At 32.3% G+C, this 19,281-nt stretch carries 18 protein-coding genes; all 18 read left to right on the forward strand.

Going from position 1 to position 19,281, the window contains the following annotated elements:
• Nucleotides 1-205: 205 nt before the first annotated feature.
• The 18 genes from ABWH96_RS00580 (at nt 206) to ABWH96_RS00665 (ending at nt 18,783) form a co-directional block, all read left to right on the forward strand.
• Nucleotides 206-1,033, forward strand: a complete 828-nt coding sequence (locus ABWH96_RS00580; RefSeq protein WP_375579605.1) for an ABC transporter permease — start codon at nt 206-208, stop codon at nt 1,031-1,033.
• 616 nt (nt 1,034-1,649) lie between these two features.
• Entirely contained in the window at nt 1,650-2,195 is a 546-nt protein-coding gene (locus ABWH96_RS00585) for a UpxY family transcription antiterminator (protein ID WP_375579606.1), read from the forward strand.
• Nucleotides 2,196-3,258: 1,063 nt separating this feature from the next.
• Nucleotides 3,259-3,468 (forward strand): hypothetical protein, encoded by a 210-nt coding sequence (locus ABWH96_RS00590; protein WP_375579607.1) that lies wholly within the window; start codon nt 3,259-3,261, stop codon nt 3,466-3,468.
• Nucleotides 3,469-3,506: 38 nt separating this feature from the next.
• Nucleotides 3,507-4,004, forward strand: a complete 498-nt coding sequence (locus ABWH96_RS00595) for a hypothetical protein (protein WP_375579608.1) — start codon at nt 3,507-3,509, stop codon at nt 4,002-4,004.
• A 6-nt stretch (nt 4,005-4,010) separates the two neighbouring features.
• A complete protein-coding gene (locus tag ABWH96_RS00600; RefSeq protein WP_375579609.1) occupies nt 4,011-4,370 on the forward strand; it encodes a HEPN domain-containing protein in 360 nt (119 codons plus the stop codon).
• A 122-nt stretch (nt 4,371-4,492) separates the two neighbouring features.
• Nucleotides 4,493-4,657, forward strand: coding sequence for a nucleotidyltransferase family protein (locus ABWH96_RS00605; RefSeq protein WP_375579610.1), 165 nt, complete (start codon nt 4,493-4,495; stop codon nt 4,655-4,657).
• A gap of 87 nt (nt 4,658-4,744) precedes the next feature.
• Nucleotides 4,745-4,900 carry a nucleotidyltransferase family protein gene (locus tag ABWH96_RS00610; RefSeq protein WP_375579611.1) on the forward strand — a complete coding sequence of 52 codons (156 nt, stop codon included), beginning with the start codon at nt 4,745-4,747 and terminating at the stop codon, nt 4,898-4,900.
• Nucleotides 4,901-5,190: 290 nt separating this feature from the next.
• Nucleotides 5,191-6,057 carry a sulfotransferase gene (locus ABWH96_RS00615; RefSeq protein ID WP_375579612.1) on the forward strand — a complete coding sequence of 289 codons (867 nt, stop codon included), beginning with the start codon at nt 5,191-5,193 and terminating at the stop codon, nt 6,055-6,057.
• A gap of 59 nt (nt 6,058-6,116) precedes the next feature.
• A complete protein-coding gene (locus ABWH96_RS00620; RefSeq protein WP_375579613.1) occupies nt 6,117-7,508 on the forward strand; it encodes an oligosaccharide flippase family protein in 1,392 nt (463 codons plus the stop codon).
• Entirely contained in the window at nt 7,505-8,404 is a 900-nt protein-coding gene (locus ABWH96_RS00625) for a sulfotransferase (RefSeq protein WP_375579614.1), read from the forward strand. Before ABWH96_RS00620 ends, ABWH96_RS00625 begins: the two co-directional genes overlap by 4 nt.
• Nucleotides 8,401-9,345, forward strand: a complete 945-nt coding sequence (locus ABWH96_RS00630; protein ID WP_375579615.1) for a hypothetical protein — start codon at nt 8,401-8,403, stop codon at nt 9,343-9,345. Before ABWH96_RS00625 ends, ABWH96_RS00630 begins: the two co-directional genes overlap by 4 nt.
• A 355-nt stretch (nt 9,346-9,700) precedes the next feature.
• Nucleotides 9,701-10,411, forward strand: coding sequence for a hypothetical protein (locus ABWH96_RS00635; protein WP_375579616.1), 711 nt, complete (start codon nt 9,701-9,703; stop codon nt 10,409-10,411).
• Complete coding sequence (locus tag ABWH96_RS00640; RefSeq protein ID WP_375579617.1) at nt 10,401-11,069, forward strand: class I SAM-dependent methyltransferase; 669 nt, start codon at nt 10,401-10,403, stop codon at nt 11,067-11,069. The genes ABWH96_RS00635 and ABWH96_RS00640 overlap by 11 nt, the downstream gene beginning before the upstream one ends.
• Complete coding sequence (locus tag ABWH96_RS00645) at nt 11,070-12,329, forward strand: hypothetical protein (RefSeq protein ID WP_375579618.1); 1,260 nt, start codon at nt 11,070-11,072, stop codon at nt 12,327-12,329.
• Complete coding sequence (locus ABWH96_RS00650) at nt 12,326-13,120, forward strand: glycosyltransferase family A protein (RefSeq protein ID WP_375579619.1); 795 nt, start codon at nt 12,326-12,328, stop codon at nt 13,118-13,120. The genes ABWH96_RS00645 and ABWH96_RS00650 overlap by 4 nt, the downstream gene beginning before the upstream one ends.
• Before the next feature lie 3 nt (nt 13,121-13,123).
• Nucleotides 13,124-14,314 (forward strand): hypothetical protein, encoded by a 1,191-nt coding sequence (locus ABWH96_RS00655; protein ID WP_375579620.1) that lies wholly within the window; start codon nt 13,124-13,126, stop codon nt 14,312-14,314.
• A complete protein-coding gene (locus ABWH96_RS00660) occupies nt 14,315-17,926 on the forward strand; it encodes a PKD domain-containing protein (protein ID WP_375579621.1) in 3,612 nt (1,203 codons plus the stop codon).
• Nucleotides 17,927-18,399: 473 nt separating this feature from the next.
• On the forward strand, nt 18,400-18,783 hold the full coding sequence (locus tag ABWH96_RS00665) for a GxxExxY protein (RefSeq protein WP_375579622.1): 384 nt from the start codon (nt 18,400-18,402) through the stop codon (nt 18,781-18,783).
• The last annotated feature ends 498 nt before the right edge of the window (nt 18,784-19,281 follow it).

Raw genomic sequence — 19,281 nt, forward strand, 5'->3', positions numbered from 1 at the left:
TTGCTCTGAACAATTTATTTCCCATCCTATTTCAACCTATCTCAACTGTATTTCCTGCTTCCTTCACACCCATCATCCCTAAACTGTCATCTTCCTACTCCCCACTTCTAACTTCGATCTCTTATCACTATATTTGCACTTATAAAAGTAGCTTGTATAGAAATGGTAACTTTCAGCTCTCTATCAAAGCTTCAATACCAATATTATGGAAAAACTAGTTGTAGACGCATCCAAACCAAAATGGCACATCAATTTTAAAGAATTATGGGCTTATAGGGATTTATTCTACATATTAGCTTATCGTGATTTGAGAGTGCGTTATGCACAAACATTTTTGGGCTTAGCATGGGCATTTATCCAACCATTAGCCACTCTTGTGATCTTTACGGTAGTTTTTGGAAGGGTAGCACAAGTGGAAACAAGTGGGGTTCCTTATCCGCTTTTCGCTGTATGCGGAATGGCTGCCTGGTCTTATTTTTCTTTTGTGTTAAACCAATCTGGAAATTCTATTATTGGAGCACAGGAAATGGTGAAAAAAATCTACTTTCCTCGATTAGTTATTCCCTTATCTAAAGCGTTAGTAGGTTTTGTTGATTTTGCTATCGCTTTACTCTTTGTAGTCATTTTGATGGTCTATTATGGTTATATCCCCTCTGCTAATATCATATACTTGCCAATATTCATTATTCTAACTATCATTTCTGCTTTGGCAGTTGGGATTTGGCTAAGTGCTTTGACCATCAGATATCGTGATTTCCAACATGTAGTGCCCTTTTTAGTGCAGTTTGGCCTATACGCTACACCAGTGGGTTACCAAGCAAAAGATGTTATCAAAAGATTACCAGAATGGGCATCTTTCCTTTATTATGCAAACCCTATGGCGGGCATAGTGGAAGGCTTTAGATGGAGCTTATTGGGAGGAGACCCTCCAAGCATTTTCGCTTATTTTTCCTTTAGCATAGTGATTTTATTATTTATCACAGGCTTGCTTTACTTTAAAAGAGTGGAAAAAGTAATGGCGGATATTGTTTAATGATGGCTCATGTCAGATATTTTATTGTCGGACATTAAGCCATTTATTTCAATTTTATTTTCACTCTATTTCAACCTACCTCAACTGTATTTTATATTTACTTTGTACTTTTGTCTCATCCATCACCCTTCATCCCTCACCCATAATCTCCATATCCCCACAAAACAATTTCCCCTAGCAATCAAACTCCGGTCTGACCTTCGGTACTGACCTTTTCATAACCTTCGTTCAACATCAAGTTCACATAATTTCCTTTGCGAAAACTTTGCGCCCCTGTCTGCCGATCAGGCAGGATTACGGCTCCCGATTAAAAATACGGGACAAGTATTGCGAGACATTCTTGCGTCAAAGACGCCAGCGGACGTTTTTCATATAGTAGTATTTGGAATAACAGCCCAATCTTTTTCAAGCTTCCCAAATTATTTCCATTCTTTCTCCACCCTATTTCAACTTTATTTCCACCTTATCTCTACACATCTCAACCATATTTCCTTAAAGTACTAATCAATTTTCCTTTTGAGGATTAGGGGGCAGAAACATCCAACTTGTATGCCTTTCGTCCTAATCCATCGAAATCAATAAAATTCCTTTTTATAAACTCCAAGAAGCATTAATTTTGGATATTATAGTAAGATTTATGGAATATTGGTTTGCTATTTACACGAAGTCCAGAATGGAGAAGAAGGTTGCAGATAGGCTTGCCGATCAGCAGATAGAAGTCTATTGCCCAACCCAAACGGTGCTTCGCCAGTGGTCCGACAGGAAAAAGAAAGTGAAAGTGGCCGTCTTCCCTTCCTATGTTTTTGTGAAATTTCAAGATGACCATGAACGAATTAAAATATTGCAAACTCCCGGAGTGGTCAATTTCGTACGTCATTTAGGCACTGATGCTAAAATTCGACCAAAGGAAATTGAGGCCATACAAAATTTGTTAGGTGAATATGAGGAGGTAAGCGTAGAGCCTATAGAAAAAGGTGATAAAGTGCAAATACAGCACGGGGGTATGAAAGGGCAAGAAGGAAAAGTAATATTAGAGCAGAAAGACAAAGTAATTGTATATATTGAAAGTCTAGGCTTAAGCTTGAAAGCAGAAATAAGCAAGGCCAAAGTGAAAAAGGTGGGGAAGGTAGAGGAAAATAAAAGTGGGAAATATCATCTTTAAAGAAGATGATCGCGGTTAGAATCAAAAAATCAAGATTGCTGAGAGTGCGATTTGATATTTAAGATTATCTATTCGCAATACAGATTGATTAGATCGTCATTGCGAGGAACGAAGCAATCTCTCAGAAATATGGGAGTGAGTCTCTTGAAACTATGAAAAGAAAATCATAGTGTTGCGGTTTGACGGTTAAAACCGTCTAATCGCTAATTAGAAAAATGTTGAGTATAGAATTAGCGGTTTTACTTTATCGATCAGACGGTGTTGATAGGGTGATGGCTATTAATTGCTTTGATAAAGGGTTTATTGCATAATAAATGCTTTGTAATAACCGGCAGATCGAAAGCAATCAGCGGTTTGACGGTTGGAACCGTCTAATCGCTAAAGTAGAAAATAGTGATATATTTATTATTTTCTGCTTAATTAAATCCATGAGGCTGTCCCCTTGAGGGGACTACAGGGGTGTTGCTTTAGGAATTTTGAATGCTAAGTTGAAAACCTGAATAATGAGTAAAGGTTGCAACCGTCTAATCGCTGAACCGATAGCTAAGATCGTCATTGCGAGGTACGAAGCAATCTCTGGCTTGCGTTTCAAACGCATGTCTATTTGCCCAGCTAAGTTCCAAATTGGGACTGAAAGGGCGGAGCCGTGGATAATTAATAATTAGTGATTAAAATAGACTGAAGCGGAAATCCCGAGACGAAGGAATCAGTATTCTGAAATATTAATGAAGTAGGGTAATAGTTCCCAGCGGATTTTTGAACCATTAGAGAGTTGGAAAAGTAGTTTAAGTAGAAATCCAAGTCCCAGAGGGAAGACCTTATGGTAACAAAGTCAATTGCAATCCGCAACAAGTTCCGTAGGAACGACCTTACGAGAATGAGCGATAAAAGGGGGCAGAACCATCATAACCTGAATATTGTTAATATAGATTATGACTATAAAAGAAAAACTAATAGAAAAGATTAATGCGCTTGAAATCGACATTAAAAATTCAATTTCGAATTTCACACCAACCGAAATTGAATTTTTAATCAAAGATTCCATGTGACAATAAAAAATCAAATGAATTCACATGAAAAGCAAGAAAATTTGCTAAATGAAGCTTATAATTATCTTTCTTATTTGGAATCACAAGAGGAAGGTAATGTATTTAGAAAAGCTTCAGAGAAGAGTTTAAAAAAAGTCTGGGATAATAAAGAAGATGACATCTATAATACCTTTGCTGCTAATGCTTCAAATAATTTTACTTTGAAAAGTTATTTGAAGCAATAAATGGTTGTTATATTTAGAAATAATTAGAATTTTTCATCATGAGCGATTCCGTTTTAGACATAAAGAAAGATAATAAATTAGGGCAATTAAAAGCTATTCTTTATTTGTTACAAACAAATTTAGAAGACTTTAAAGATGAGGTAGATTCCAGTTATGAACTTCTTAAAGTTGGAGAAAGGACTGCCTTATCTAAAAAAATTGAACAAAAAATTGAAAATCCTATTCAAGATATTTTTGAATTTTCTTCAAAAATTGATCTTCAAGTAAATGCTATAATTGATAAAGTTATAAAAAGCTTTTTTAAGAAAAATGCTAAGATCATAGATAGCGCTTTTAAAACTAAGGAGAGCTTAAAGGATTTACATTACTCAATTGTTTTAAAAGAGGATAATATAGATAACAGAACAAAATTGTTTTCTTTTCTTGATAATTTTGATTTGATGGATATTTCTCAAAAGCACCCTGTATATTTTCAATTTATCCCCAAAAAGCTGATTGATAAAATTAATTATAAGGAAGAAATAAAACTTGACTAAATAATCATGGAGAAATACCTCAGTCAGGCCTCTCATAATGAAGAATTTCATAAATGTATTTGCGAGAATTTTACTGATAAATTCTATGACTGGAAGATAACTACTCTTTTCTATATTGCTATCCATTATTTAAAGGCGCTTGCTGCCAAAAGAGGAATTAACATTGGGCAAACTCATTATGAGATTGAGCAAAATGTAAACCCCTATAAAGATAATGCTGCTATGAGAGTTAAAAAAGGGGCTTGGAGAGAATATAAAAGCCTATTGAAATACTCTAGGACATCAAGATATGATGGGATAACTTCAGATTTTGAGACTTTTGAGACTTTAATGGAGAATGATTACCAATTTGCATTAAAAAATTAAGAGAACTTTAAAAAGTATATTGAAAGTCAAGGGCTTAAAACTTAAATTAAGCCTAAATGAATATTAGTAAACTTCACAAAGTTGAATTTATTCATTAATCATTTAGTGGAGAAACTTATAAAATGACTTCCGAACAATTATATTCAAAGCTTACTTCCTTAAAAACTGAGTTAAAAGAGAAATATTCAGTTGAGCAATTAGCCATTTTTGGCTCTTATGCTAAGGGTATGCAAAAACCGGAATCGGATATTGATATATTAGTTTCATGTGTATGTGATAGATTTTAAGTTGCCACAACTTGTCCCGTATTCATCGGGATGGAATTCGATAAATTTTATTAATCCTCAGTTGGTATATTAAGGATTTTAAAATTTATGCTCATTTCATTTCAAAAACCAATTGGTTGGTCTTTTTTTGATTTGCAAGATTATTTAGAGAGTCAACTAGGCAAAAAAGTAGATTTAGTGACCCCCAATGCTTTGAAAGAATTTATAAAGCAAAATATTCTTGATGAGGCTCATTACTTATGAAAGCTAAAACAAGCCAAAGGCTTGAGGCGACTCTCGCAGAGGCGCAAACCTGCCTGTCGGCAGACAGGGACGCAGAGGCCTCGCAGAGAATTGAAAAATAGACATAGATCTACAGGAAAGAGCGATTAAAAGCATTATTTAATTCTAAACTTTATTATTTTTAACATTGCGTAAAACTCTGCGTCTCCGCGACTCAGCGAGAAAATAAAAAAATCAGCCGGAGGCTGACCAACCTCTGGCTGGCATGACAGAACCACCATCAGCCTCCAAAGCTTAGGCAAGCATTATAAATGAACAAATTAAAAGTAGATATAGCCATAGTAGGATTTCAGAAAGCGGGAACTACCTCCATCCTTAAATATTTGGCACAACAAGAGGAGATATACTCACACCCTCAAAAAGAAATGACCTATTTTTCGGTTAAGGAAGAATACGAAAAAGGATGGGAAGAGGCTATAAAGCGATACTTCTCAAATTATACTGCTGGCAAAAAACTTTTAATAAAACATGCCACTTTAATTAGGCACGAAGCAAGTATAAAGCGGCTACATGAGCATAATCCTGATGCCAAAATCATTATTTGTTTGAGAGACCCAGTACAAAGAGCCTATTCTAGCTATTTGATGGAAAAAGCGAATGGAAATCAAACACAAAGTTTTAAGGAAGTGATAGCAGAAGCTTTTGAAAATAATCAAAAAGGCATATCAGATTGGAGATATAATGTATTTGTGAAATTGGGGGAATATGTAAATTATATTGACATGCTTCACCAGTATTTTCCTAAAGAGTCAATGTATGTGCTCAAAATAGAAGACTTTCATCAAGATAAGTTGAATCAATTTACTCAACTTTGTAATTGGTTAGGAATTGAAAAGCCAAGTATAACAGTAGTGGAAAATCAGCACAATACATATAAAGTAGCCAAATCAGGTATGCTTTCTAAGATGTTAACTAATAGTTTGTCTGAAAAGAGTTTGGTAAAAAAGACTTTTAGAAAAATTATACCCCTTGAAAAGCAGGCAATATTTGGAGATAAAATAAGAGAATTAACTAAGAAAAAGGCCATAAAAGAACCTTTGGATAGTAAGACAAAAGAATTTTTAGAAAAGCATTACGAGCCTTTTCAAAAAGGATTAACTGATAAGTATTTACTATAGAATTAAAATTCGTTTTGAAAACAAAACTATATTAATTCTAAAATGGGTTCAATTTAAATATGATTAAAAAAGGGCTAAAAAAAGTCCATCAAGAAGGATTAGATATATTATCTAGTTTTAAAACGAAAGACTCTTTTACACGAAATTTCTCTTATCTATTTAGTGGAAGAGTTATTACTACTTTATTAAGTTTCGCAGTAACCCCAGTTCTTACTAGAATATATTCACCAGAAGCATATGGTTATTTCGCTTTTTTCAATGCGTTTGTGATGAATTTTACAGTAGTAAGTTCTTTGTCCTATGATAGTGCATTAGTAATTGTAGATAAAGAAAGGAAATTCTATAATCTTTTTTTTGCATGCATATTATTAAGCTTTCTCACTTCATTTTTATTGCTAGGCGGATTATTAATTCTTTATTTTTCCCCCACATTAAGAAACTTTATTAATCTTGATAATGATTTGCCTCTCTCCTTAATATTTTTGATATCATTTGGAGGAATTTTATATTCTTTAACTCAATTGCAACCAAAATGGAACATTAGAAGAAAGCAATTTAAACATGCAGCAAGGGTAGGTGTAATCAATCAAATAATAAGTAGATCAACTGCAATTATTCTAGGGTTTTTCTATGGAGCTCCAATATATGGATTAGTATTTAGTGAACTAGCATCTAAAATTAATGCAATTACAATTAATACTTACAAAAATCTAATAAAAGAATGGTCATTGTTTACTAAAGCTATATCCTTTAAAGTTGTCATTGAAGTTTTAAAAGAGCAACTTTCTTACCCTAAATATATTCTATCCGGGAAATACATTGGCCTAATTAGTAAACAGATCCCGATTTTTGTTGGAGCATTTTTTTTTAATAGTGAAATAATTGGGAATTACGGATTAGCAATAAGTATGTTAATATTGCCTATGAATATCTTAAGTAATACGATTCAACCTGTCATTTTAAAGAAAGTAAATGATAGTAAAAAAAATAATGAAGACATTAGAAGTTTCGTAATTAAAATTTTAAATATCATTTTGATATTAGCTACTCCATTTTTTACGTTATTGTTCATATTTTCCGAGTGGGTTTTTCCTGTGATTTTTGGAGAACAGTGGATTCTGGCTGGACAGTTTGCAAAAATCATTTCTGTTTATTTGATTGTTGACATTATTCAAGTTTTTTCAGGATCATTATATTTAGTCTATGAAAAACAACGACAGTTGTTTAATACGCATTTGAGTAAGTTCCTTTTAAGTGTCATTTTCATTCTTCCAGGAATATTTTATGAAAATTTCAATTATGTTTTAATTGGGTTTGGGTTCATATATTATATCATGGGTTGGTACGAGGTAAATAAAGTATTAAAATATATAGGTCTTAGGGCAGGATATTATTTTTCAATATTAACGGTTTATATAGGTTTGATGCTAGCTATATATTTTGTTACATGAGTATAAAGAATTATTTTTTAAGATTATATATTAAATTTTTCCACTACTATTTTGTGTGTGAGGAAGAAGATTTACTATTTATTTTAAGTGCTGGCCGAAGTGGAAGTACACTACTACAACTCAAATTAGAACAAACTGGAGAAGTAACTATAATGCCAGAAACTGATTCTTCTTTTGAAAACGCATTTTTTCATTATTGTAAATATTTTTTATTTCGTAGTAAATATCAATTACTAAAAGAAGTACTACTAATATTCTCAAAGGGTAAAAATTGGGATGCAATGCAAATTGATAGCAATAAATTTATCGAATCATATTGGCTAAAACATGATAAATTAAATTTTGGAAATATTCTTTATCACCTATATTCAACTTATAAAGAGTATTTAAATCCAGAAGCTAAATACATAGGTGAAAAAAACCCTTTCCTTACTTTTTACCTACCTTATTTAATATTGATTTTTCCTCAAGCAAGATTTATTCATATAATTAGGGATGGTAGAGATGTTGCTTGTTCTTGGAATACTTCTTTTAAAAAATATAAAAATATTGATAATGCGGCTAAAAGATGGGCTTTTGTTACTAATCTAATTCAAAATTTAAAACCAAGCTTCAAAAATAGACTTTTAGAGATAAAATACGAAGAGTTTGTAATAAATGAGCAAAACACAAAATCAAACCTTGGAAATTTCTTAGATATCAGTTTTGACAGGAAAATAAATTTAAAAAACCTTAAATCCAGTAAAAAGGACTTGCTGCATAAACATCACCATGGAGTATTTGAGCCTAACCATACATCTTCAATAGAGAAATGGAGAAAGCTTAACAAAGTAGATTTACTTAAACTCAATAAGTTACTTCAACCCCAATTAAAACGATATAAATATATCGAATGAGGCACCTTAGAAGTAAGTTTTTCACACTTTACATTTTCTTATTAAATCCAAAAGTCAAATCAAAATATAGATGGTTTTTGAGATTTTATTATATATCTAAATGGGTTCAATACAAATATGTTGTTAAAGATTACCTGCTAAAAAAGCGATATAAAGAGATAGAGTTTAATGGAGAATTTCAACAAGAATTAATTAATGTAATTCCATTTGCTTATTGGCATTATAAAAACGGAACTCTAAAAAGGACTATTTCATCAAGATTAACAAAATCTTTATATTATTTTTCTAATGATCACCTTGAGAAATATGAGAACCGAAACTGGGAAAGTAATATCAATATTGATATTCCAAATTCACCACATAATATTAAATTAAATAAGTCTAAATGGATACCCCCGCCCTATAAAGAAGTATTTAAAAATGATTTTTTTTCTTATGGAAAACCAATATTAATAATTGCTAATAGATATAATACTGAATGGGGTTCAAAAGAACCTATCTCATTCTTAAGCATTAGTACTATTGAATGGATTATTGATAAATTGCAGAATAAATATCAAATAATTTATAATAGACCATATCAACAACATATTATTGATGATAACAGCAAAATTCTTGATTTAGATGATATTAATTTAATCAATAAAAAATACCCTGAAGTTGAAATTCTAACTCAATTATTTGAAAAACAAAGTAAGGTCAAAGTTTACAACGAATTTCAATTGAGAGCTTATGCTAATACAAACCATTTTATTTCTGTTCATGGGGGTACTGCCACATTAGCAAGTTATTTTGGTGGTGTGAACACTATTTTTTCTAAAAAAGGACTTGAACATGAAATAAATGAATTTACGAATGTCTTCCCCCAACTTTCAGGCGCAAAAATTTTGCACGCTAAAACAGACAAGGAATTAAAAACATTTATCACTGAAAATTACTAATAAAAACATTCTAATTATTTCTCCTGAGCCATGGAGTCATATTTTTGTTTCAAAACATCATTATGCAACTCATCTCTCAAAAAGAGGAAATAAAGTATTTTTCTTAAACCCACCATCCAATTTAAATGAGTGTGTTTTAACAGATTTTGGGAACCTATATACTGTAAATTATACAGGCTTTATAAAAGGGCTAAGGGTTCTCCCAAATTTTATTCAAAAGAGATTAATAGCAAGAAAATTTAATGAAATTCAAAAGCTTTGTCAAGCTCAATTTGATATAGTATGGTCATTCGATAATTCAGTGTTTTTTGATTTTTCTCTTCTGCCAAAATATGTTTATCGAATTTCTCATATAGTGGATTGGAATCAAGATTTCGAATTTCAAAACGCTTCTAAAACAGCAGATTTATGTTTGGCATCTTCAGCCAATATAGTTAAAAAGCAGAAGAAATATAATCGTAATAGTCACAATATAGGCCATGGTTATAATAATGTAGTTAATAAGGTAAAACCATTTAAATTAAAAGGCAATAGTATAATTAACTATGGCTACGCAGGTAATCTAGACATTCAGTATATTGATTGGGAATTACTTGAAAAATTAATCATGTTTTTTCCTACTGTAGATTTTCATTTTGCTGGGCAATGGAAGTCAAAAGCCAACTTTCCAAATATTTATAAAAATCAAAACTTTTATTATTATGGTAAATTACCAGCTAATGATTTACCGTCCTTTTACGAAAGTATGGATTTATTGATGATAGTTTATCAATATGAAAAATTTCCTGAACAATTAGCTAATCCACATAAAATGATGGAGTATCTGGGTTCGGGAAAAATGATAGTGTCAAGCTGGACAGAAGAATATTCCAAATTATCCGCAAAAGGTTTGATTAAAATGATTCAAAGTAAAAAAGAGTTTATATCAGAATTAGATGAAGTCCAAAACAACTTAGAATATTGGAATAAGAATGATTTAAGAAATTCGAGAATTGACTTTGCCAATCAAAACACATATAACAAACTAATAAATAAAATTGAAAAACTATTAAAAAATGGGGGTTGAAAAAAGCGAGACTTTCTATGATCAGAAGTTCGGTTCTGAATTAGATTATCAAAATCATTACAAAAATTCATGGTATTATGTTCATTGGACACAAATTATTAAATATCTAAAAAAGTTTGATAAACCAAAAATTCTTGAAGTTGGCTGTGGTACTGGGCAATTAGCTGAATATCTTTCTGATGAAGGATATAAATACTATTGTGGCTTTGATTTCAGTGCAAAAGCAATAGAAATCGCAAAGAACAGAATAAATCTCGATTTTTTTGTTGGAAATGCACTTGATAAGAAATCTTTTGAAAAGGACTATAATTTTATTATTTGTACTGAGGTTTTAGAACATATTAAAGATGATTATAAAGTCTTAAATAATATTGAAGTTGGATCAAATATTATTTTTAGCGTTCCAAATTTTGATGAAGAAAGTCACGTCAGATGGTTTTTATCGGAAAGGCAAATTAAAAGAAGATATTTCCGTCATATTGAAATAAAAGATATTACAAGGATAGGAAATATATATATTGTTTTAGGTATTAGGTCTAACTTTAATCCAAATATACTACAGACTTTCTTTGCTACAAGAGAAAATATTTCGATAAATAGTTTTACAATAAGACTTAAACATAGGATTAAAAATTTTTTAAAAATAAAAAGAATATAGTTGGCTAAGAAGAAAGTACTACTCATTTCCTATCATGCACTTCCTATGGATGTGGTAGCTTCTTATCGTGCAAAAGCTTATTGTGATTATTTTTACGAAAGTGATATCTACCCAACTTTAATTACGCACAGATGGGAACTGGATAATGAAGAAAGATGGATTTATCATAATGTCGATGAAGAAGTATTAACTGAAGATTATAAAAACTACCAAGTTATTCGTTTACCAAGACCTCAAGAAAAAAATTCTCCCTCTACACTTACCACATTTTCTCATTGGTTATCTGGTGATTTTGAAATGCATTTATTAAATAGTTATAAAATGTTTAGGACATTTCTTTTAAGTCACTTAAAATCTAACACTTATGATTGCATTTTGGCTATTTTTAACCCTCATTATCACATTAAACTAGCATATGAATTAAATAAAAAGTTTGATATTCCTTATATATTAGACTTTAGAGATTTATGGGATAATCAAATGATAACAACCTCTTATAAACCAAGTTTTAAGAAAATATTTCAAGATAATCTTATTAAATTTTATTGGAAAAAATGGTTGAAACCTTGTCTTTTCTTTTCTACAACTAGTAATGTGTGGATAAATTATTTGTCTAAACTATCAGGTAAAAATGGTTTAAAAGTAACTAATGGTCATGAAATAGATAGTGTTTTTGAGCCAATATCAACAAAGAAATTTACTTTAGCATATTTTGGTAGAATGTACCCTTATCAAAATTTTGAAGTAATTTTAAAAGGGATACAAGGTTTTCTAAAATGCCATAAAGGGATAAAAGATTTTGAGTTACTTTTGATAGGGATTAAAAAAGTAAATGACTTTAATGGAATTGACATATTTCAGTCAAATCTAGACAACCGTTATATCAAAGTTATAAACTACCTGCCTAAGAAAAAGCTTATTCAGTATGTTCATAAAAATGCAAGTTTATTTATACTGCCAAATTTGATTGAGGATAATGGTAGTTTTTTTGTAAAACTTTATGATTATATAGCTCTAAATAAACCAATTATTTTAGCCCCAAGTAATAATTCGGAAAATGATGAAGTAACTAAAAGGTTAAATGCTGGGTTAGTAACAGCATCTTCCGCTGATGTAACAGATTTTCTAAATAAATCGTATGCTGAATTTGTTAAAACTGGAAAGGTTAAAAATGGTATAAAAAAGAATCAGGTTAATTATTTTCATCGCTCTAATCAAGTGGCAATTTTGGCAAATGCAATAAATAATCATATAAATTGATATCTATAATTACTCCTTTTTTTCAATCAGAGAAATATATTGAGGCTTCTATTAACTCAGTTTTGAAACAAAGTTTTGATGATTGGGAGTTACTTTTAATCAACGATGGAAGTTACGATCAAACAAAAGATATTGCTCTAAGTTTTAAGGACCCCCGTATACGCTATTTTGAACAAAATAATAAAGGTGTAAGTACAGCAAGAAATTTAGGATTATCCAAAATGAAAGGACAATTTTTCTGTTTTCTTGATTCAGACGATATGTTAACGCCAAATAGTCTAAAAAGCAGGTTAGATATATTCAATAATAACCCAAACATTCATTTTGTGGATGGAAAAGTAATTAAAATGAATGAAAGCCTCAATACTATTAATCAAGAATGGTCGCCTAATTTTAATGGGAATCCTATTAGTGATTTAGTAAGTTTGAGTGGTAATAGCTTTTTAGGATTGACATGGATGGTAAAAAGAATAACTGGAAAAAACTATCAGTTTGAAACCCAATTAACACACAGCGAAGATTTATATTTTTATTTACAATTAGCTAGGGAAGGTGGCGAATATTCTTATACAGAGGATTCTGTATTGTATTATAGAGACACTCCTAATTCTGCAATGAGTAAATTAAAAGGATTAGAAAACGGTTATCGATTTATAGAAAAAAAAATTAAGAATTGGGATGAAATTGACAATGAACTAATTAATACCTACCAATACCGATATAAAAGAGCAATGTTTTTAGCTTATTTAAGGGATTTACAGCCAATTAATGCCATTAAAAGCATTTTCTGAATTTTGAAAAGTACAATATTTGTTTTTGCTTATTATAGTTTTAAAGATCCTGTTTTTCAATCAGCTGTATTACCTTACCTAAAGGCAGTTCAAGATGAAAACCTTAAGTATGTATTGCTTACCTGGGAACAAAAGCAATTTTCTCTTTCAAAAAATGAGATTAAAAAAATAGAAGTTGATTTAGTAAATTATAATATTAGCTGGAAAAGGACTACTTGGCACTCGGGTTCTTTTAAACCGATTAAGAAAATTTTTGATTTTACTTTTGGCTTAATATATTGCTTAAATCTAATTAGGAAATATAAAGCAACTAAAATTTTTTCCGAAGGATTTCCCGGAGCAGTAATTGGCCACTATTTAAGCAAATTATCAGGTAAGCCTCACATCATCCATACTTTTGAGCCTCATGCAGATTATATGTTTGAATCAGGTGTTTGGCAAAAATCAAGTTGGGAATATCGGTTTTTAAAAAAGATGGAGCTACCAATTGCAAAACATGCTGAACATATTATTACTGCTACTTCAGCTTATAAAAATTTATTGGGTCAAAATGGTATAGAAAATCATATTCATACAATTCCCTCATGTATAAATATGGATGAGTACTATTTTGACGAAGAATCACGAACTCAAATAAGGTCAGAATTAGAAATAAAGAATGACCAAATTGTTATTGTTTATTTAGGTAAAATTGGAGGGATGTATATGGAAGATGAACTTTTTAATTTTTTCAAACATTGCCTAATGCTTGATTCAAATAAATTTCATTTTTTCTTATTTACTAATCATCCTCAAGAGTTGATTAAACAAAAGCTAAATCAATTTAATATCTCTCAGCAAAAAGTATATTCTAACTACTTAGAAAAAGAAGAAGTAAGTAAATATTTATCTGCAGCTGATATTGGTTTTTGCGGCATAAGACCAATTCCAAGTAGAAGGTTCTCATCCCCAATCAAAAATGGAGAATATTGGGCTTGTGGATTACCAACTTTGATTCCTATTGGGATATCAGATGATTATATTTTAACTGAGCAAGAAAATATTGGTGGTGTTTTTAATACCATTGAGGAGATTACATTGGGTAAAATTGAGAATCTTTCAACTATTTCAAGAACCAAAATAAGGACAATTGGATTAAGAGAAAGAAATTTCAATAGTTATATTAATAAATGGATTAGAATTTTTAAAAGTTAAATGCGCTATCTCTTAGTATTTTTATTTTTTATACTAGTCAATAAATTAACTGCTCAAGTTAATGCTGATTTTAATATGCCTGCCGAAGTCTGTTTAGAGGAGCAATTTTTATTAGAAAATACTTCAACAAATGCCGTAAGCTACAAATGGGATTTTTGTTCTTATGATAATTTAGAATTCATTCCACAGACTCAAGCTTTAGGATCTAATAATTATGGTGCTCCATTTCATCTAAAAATAATTGAAAACAATGGTAATTTTCATGGATTTATTGCTGGTCGTACAACCAATAAAATATATAGATTAGATTTTGGAAATAATCCTAAAAACACTCCTGTTTACAATGACTTAGGTGGGACATCAATTTTAAATAATCCTTCTGGTATCGATATAAAAAAAATCGGAGAGAATTGGTACGGATTGGTGACAGGTTATGCCAGTAATAAACTATATCTATTAGAATTTGGCAATTCATTGGAGGCTACTCCTATCATATCAGACATCTCTAATTCTATGAATCTTAATTTACCTATGGATGTTAAAATTATGATTGATTCAGGTAATATTTTTGCTTTTATTGTAAATAATGTGAGTGGTGAATATCCGTATTTAAGATTAAATTTTGGTTCTGATATAACAACTACTCCAATAGAAGATGAATTCACAGTCTCAGGTGCTAATGCCTTAACATCCATAGATATTAAAAAAGAAAATAGCAATTGGTTTGGTTTCTTAGTATCAAGAAATAATCAAAGATTATATCGAATTAATTTTGGTTCAAGTATTTCAAATTCACCCACGTATTCCGATGTAAGTACACCAATTGGTGTAAATATGGATAACCCTGGAGGATTAAAAATGGTGAAAGAAATAGATAGTGCTTATGTATTTGTACAATCAAGAAATGGGCCATTATATAAATTTCATTTTGGTGATGATTTTAGCAATACTGCTTCTGCAGTAGATTTCGGTAATATTTATTCTGATAATAGAAATTGGGGCATAGATTTTATTAAAGTTAATTCTCAATGGGTTGGTTATAATGCGAATTTTGGAGATAAAATTTACAGAATTGATTTCCCTAGTAATTGCAGTTTAGATAATCCTATATCTTGGAGTAAGAACCCAGTACTATCATTTAGTCAACCAGGGCAGACTCTTATATCACTAAAAGCTAACGATTCAAATGGTTTTTATTCAAATCTCACCAAAGAAATAACCGTCACCAACAACCAAGCACCCGATATCAGCTTTTCAATAGGTGATAATTTGTGCATAGCCAATCCTATTCAATTTGAAAGTCAGGGTAGTGCTACAATAAGTAGCTATGATTGGGATTTTGGGGATAGTAATTCGGCTACTACTGCAAACCCAAGTCATACTTATGCTAGTGCGGGTACTTATGCCGTAAAATTAAGCGTTACTGATGCCAATGGCTGTAATAACTTGTTTATAGATACTGTAAGCGTATTTGAAGAACCAACCCCAGATTTTCAGGCCACAGCCCAAGGCAGTATATGTTCCCAGAAACCCATAGTTTTCGATAATTTAACTACTCTACCAACCGAAGCCACTTTCTCTTGGGATTTGGGAGATGGCAGTACTAGCACTGAAGAAAATCCAGAGCATGTTTATGCAGAGGCAGGAGATTATACGGTAATTCAAAGCATCAATATGGCAGGTTGTACGGTAGAAAAAACCAAGATCATTACAGTTAACCCAGGGCCAGCAGTAGCATTTCAAACATCAAATAATTGTTTGGGAGAAATCCTGCAGTTTGAAAATACCAGTCAGGGGGATTTTTTAGATAGCTACCAATGGGATTTTGGGGATGGAACTCAGTCTACTCAAGCCAACCCAAGTCATCTTTATGATACTGCTGGTGTTTATGAGGTGCAATTATCGGCTTTCACTACCAATGGATGTGATTTCACGATTACGCAGCAGATAGAAATTCAGCCACTGGCTGAAATTGACTTCCTTTCGGATGTGGCCTGTGCGGGTCAACCCTCTCAATTTTCCGAGCAAGTCACAGTGGATCAATCTAATATCACCGATTATCTCTGGAATTTTGGAGTTGCAGGAACACAATCTGATGTTTCCACAGAAGCTAATCCGCAATTTGCTTATCCAGCTGCAGGTACTTACAATGTTAGCTTACAAGTCACTACTTCCGATGGTTGCACCAGCAGTGGTTCACAACAGATTACCGTAAATACAGCCCCAGAAGCTGCTTTTGAATTTGATGAAACCTGCTTAGATCAAGCAAGGCTTTTTACTCCACTTGACACTACTAGCATCATTTCTCATTTCTGGGAATTACAAAATAGCCATGGCGAGATAGTAGAAAGTAGTCAGTCAACCCATTTTTCTTATTTATTTGCTGAGGCTGGTACCTACCAATTAACTTACCGACAAGAGAATGAAAACCTTTGCAGTCAGTCGACTACTCAAACCTTAAGCATTAAAGAGCAACCCATTCCAGATTTCGGGTGGAGCACTGCATGCGCAGGAGAGGTGCTTCAGCTAAATAACTTAACCGATTTAAATGGGAATACTTTAAAAAATTATAAATGGAGTATAGAAGAAGAAGTCATTTCTACAGATACCCGTCCTCAATATACTTTTGAGGAAAGTGGGGAATATACCGTAAGTCTTGAAGTAAAAACCATTGGAGGTTGTGTACAAAAGATCAGCAAAACAATTTTAGTAAGCCCAGCGCCAACTGCCTCTTTTGAATTAGAACAAAATGTGGGAGCCTATCCCTTTGAGCTCAGCCTCAATGCTGATCAGTATCAAGTAGCAAGTAGCGAGTATCTAGAAAATAGTACAGAGACAGCAGATACTACCAACTTGTCAACCCGCCAACTTGGCAACCTGGCAACGTATTTCTGGACCCTAAACGGAGACACTATCTCCACCACTTCAGAGCTCAACTACGTCATCGAAGAAGCAGGAACCTACTTGCTTGGTTTTTTACTTACCAATGATGCTGGGTGCACGGATGAATACTATGAGCAAATCAAAGTGAAAGAGCCCAGTTTAGATGTGTCTTTGAGCAATTTGCGTGTAAATAAAGATGATGAGTTTACTTCCTTTATTTTAAATATTAACAATAGAGGCTCTTTAGTGCCTGAAAGAATAGATTTAGCTATTGATTTGGGTTCTTATTCCGTAACAGAAAGCTTGGAAACTCCGCTTTATCCTGAGCAAAACAGAAATTTCTCTTTAAGTTTAAAATTAACAGAAGATCAATTAAAGGGCTTATCCAAAATTTGTATAAATGCGAGTCCGAAGGTAGGGGAATATACCGATAGTAATATTCAAAATAATAGGGTCTGCATCAATTTAGAAAGCGGCTTTAAAGTGATGGAAATTTTCCCTAATCCTGCTGTTAATCAATTTACCATACCGGTAATTACCCCAGAGCAAGATAAGCTCACCATCAGCATGGAGGATAGCAACGGCCGACAAGTGAAAGTATTCAATTACGATTTGGAGGCTGGCTATAATGAGCTCCGAATCCAACGAGAGCGTCTAAGTCCTGGTATTTATTTCCTCCGTTTCCGCTACCAAGGCCAGGAAAAAGTCAAAAAGATTATTTTTCAATAGACATTCACGCTCAGGCAAGCCAAAGGCTTGAGGTTACTCTCGCTAAGGCGCAGAGGCGCAACGACCTCGCAAAGGAATTGAGGGTTTAAACAATATCCTTGAGAATGATAGATTTCATAGCTTAATTATTTTCCTGAAAATAATATTATAATTAACGTTGCGTAAAACTTTGCGCCATTGCGTCTTGGCGAGATAATAAAAAAAGCCTTAGGCTTTAGTCCTTTTCAGCTAAGAAGAAAAAAATCAAGCCAAAGGCTTGGCTGCGGGTCTCGCTAAGCCGCAAAGGCCACGCAAAGAAATGAAAAAATCGGCCTATCTATAGGAGAAGAATTTAGATTGAATGATTCAATTATTTTTTAGAAATTACTCTTAAACGTTCCGTATAACTTAGCGCCATTGTGCCTTGGCGAGAAATTTAAAGAGCGTAAGGGATCTCATCGAGAGAATAAAATAAATCTAAAACAACCAAAACCATGAACCTAAGCGAAAACGAAATTAGTCAAACAATACTTGATTGCAGTTTTAAAATCCATAAGCAATTAGGTCCAGGAATATTCGAATCCGTTTACGAAGAAGTATTAAGCTATGAAATCCAAAAAGAAGGGTTAGCAGTTAAGCGACAAGTTCCAATTGCAGTGAATTGGGATAATCTTACTTTGGAAATGGGCTTTAAGGCTGATTTAATAGTTGAAGACCAAGTTATAGTAGAACTTAAATCAGTTGAAAAATTGAAAGATGTTCATAAGAAGCAATTATTAACATATTTAAAATTAAGTGACCTTAAGCTAGGCTTACTTATAAATTTCAATGAAAACTTGCTTAAAAATGGTATCAAAAGAATAGTCAATGGCTTATAATTTTTCACAAAGTATTCTTTCGTCTAAAGCCAAAAAACTAAAACAAGCCAAAGGCTTGAAGTGATTCTCGCTAAGGCGCAACGACCTCGCAAAGGAATTAGGAATTGAGGGTTTGAACAATATTCTTGAGAATGATAAGTTGAACAGATTAATTATTTTCAGAAAAATAATATTAACGATTAACGTTGCGTAAAACTTTGCGCCATTGCGTCTTGGCGAGATAATAAAAAAAGCCTTAGGCTTTATGCGAGTCTCGCTAAGGCGCTAAGCCGCAAAGGCCACTCAAAGAAATAAAAAAATCGTCCTATCTATTTGAGAAGAATTTAGATTGGATGATTCAATTACTTTTTGAAAATAACCATTTAACGTTGCGTATAACTTAGCGCCTCTGCGCCTTTGCGAGAGATATTTGGAGCGCAAGCGACCTTAGCTTTCGGCTAAAGCCGAAAAAGTCACTCACGCTAAGCCGCAACGACCTCGCAAAGAATTTTCATTTTA

Source organism: Marivirga tractuosa (assembly GCF_042140215.1).
Classification (GTDB): domain Bacteria; phylum Bacteroidota; class Bacteroidia; order Cytophagales; family Cyclobacteriaceae; genus Marivirga; species Marivirga tractuosa_A.

Coding starts and splice junctions, on each gene's coding strand:
- ABWH96_RS00620 (WP_375579613.1), top strand. CDS start 6,117: ATGATTAAAAAAGGGCTAAAAAAAGTCCATCAAGAAGGATTAGATATA.
- ABWH96_RS00630 (WP_375579615.1), top strand. CDS start 8,401: ATGAGGCACCTTAGAAGTAAGTTTTTCACACTTTACATTTTCTTATTA.
- ABWH96_RS00640 (WP_375579617.1), top strand. CDS start 10,401: ATGGGGGTTGAAAAAAGCGAGACTTTCTATGATCAGAAGTTCGGTTCT.
- ABWH96_RS00625 (WP_375579614.1), top strand. CDS start 7,505: ATGAGTATAAAGAATTATTTTTTAAGATTATATATTAAATTTTTCCAC.
- ABWH96_RS00615 (WP_375579612.1), top strand. CDS start 5,191: ATGAACAAATTAAAAGTAGATATAGCCATAGTAGGATTTCAGAAAGCG.
- ABWH96_RS00665 (WP_375579622.1), top strand. CDS start 18,400: ATGAACCTAAGCGAAAACGAAATTAGTCAAACAATACTTGATTGCAGT.
- ABWH96_RS00595 (WP_375579608.1), top strand. CDS start 3,507: ATGAGCGATTCCGTTTTAGACATAAAGAAAGATAATAAATTAGGGCAA.
- ABWH96_RS00600 (WP_375579609.1), top strand. CDS start 4,011: ATGGAGAAATACCTCAGTCAGGCCTCTCATAATGAAGAATTTCATAAA.
- ABWH96_RS00660 (WP_375579621.1), top strand. CDS start 14,315: ATGCGCTATCTCTTAGTATTTTTATTTTTTATACTAGTCAATAAATTA.
- ABWH96_RS00590 (WP_375579607.1), top strand. CDS start 3,259: ATGAATTCACATGAAAAGCAAGAAAATTTGCTAAATGAAGCTTATAAT.
- ABWH96_RS00610 (WP_375579611.1), top strand. CDS start 4,745: ATGCTCATTTCATTTCAAAAACCAATTGGTTGGTCTTTTTTTGATTTG.
- ABWH96_RS00580 (WP_375579605.1), top strand. CDS start 206: ATGGAAAAACTAGTTGTAGACGCATCCAAACCAAAATGGCACATCAAT.
- ABWH96_RS00605 (WP_375579610.1), top strand. CDS start 4,493: ATGACTTCCGAACAATTATATTCAAAGCTTACTTCCTTAAAAACTGAG.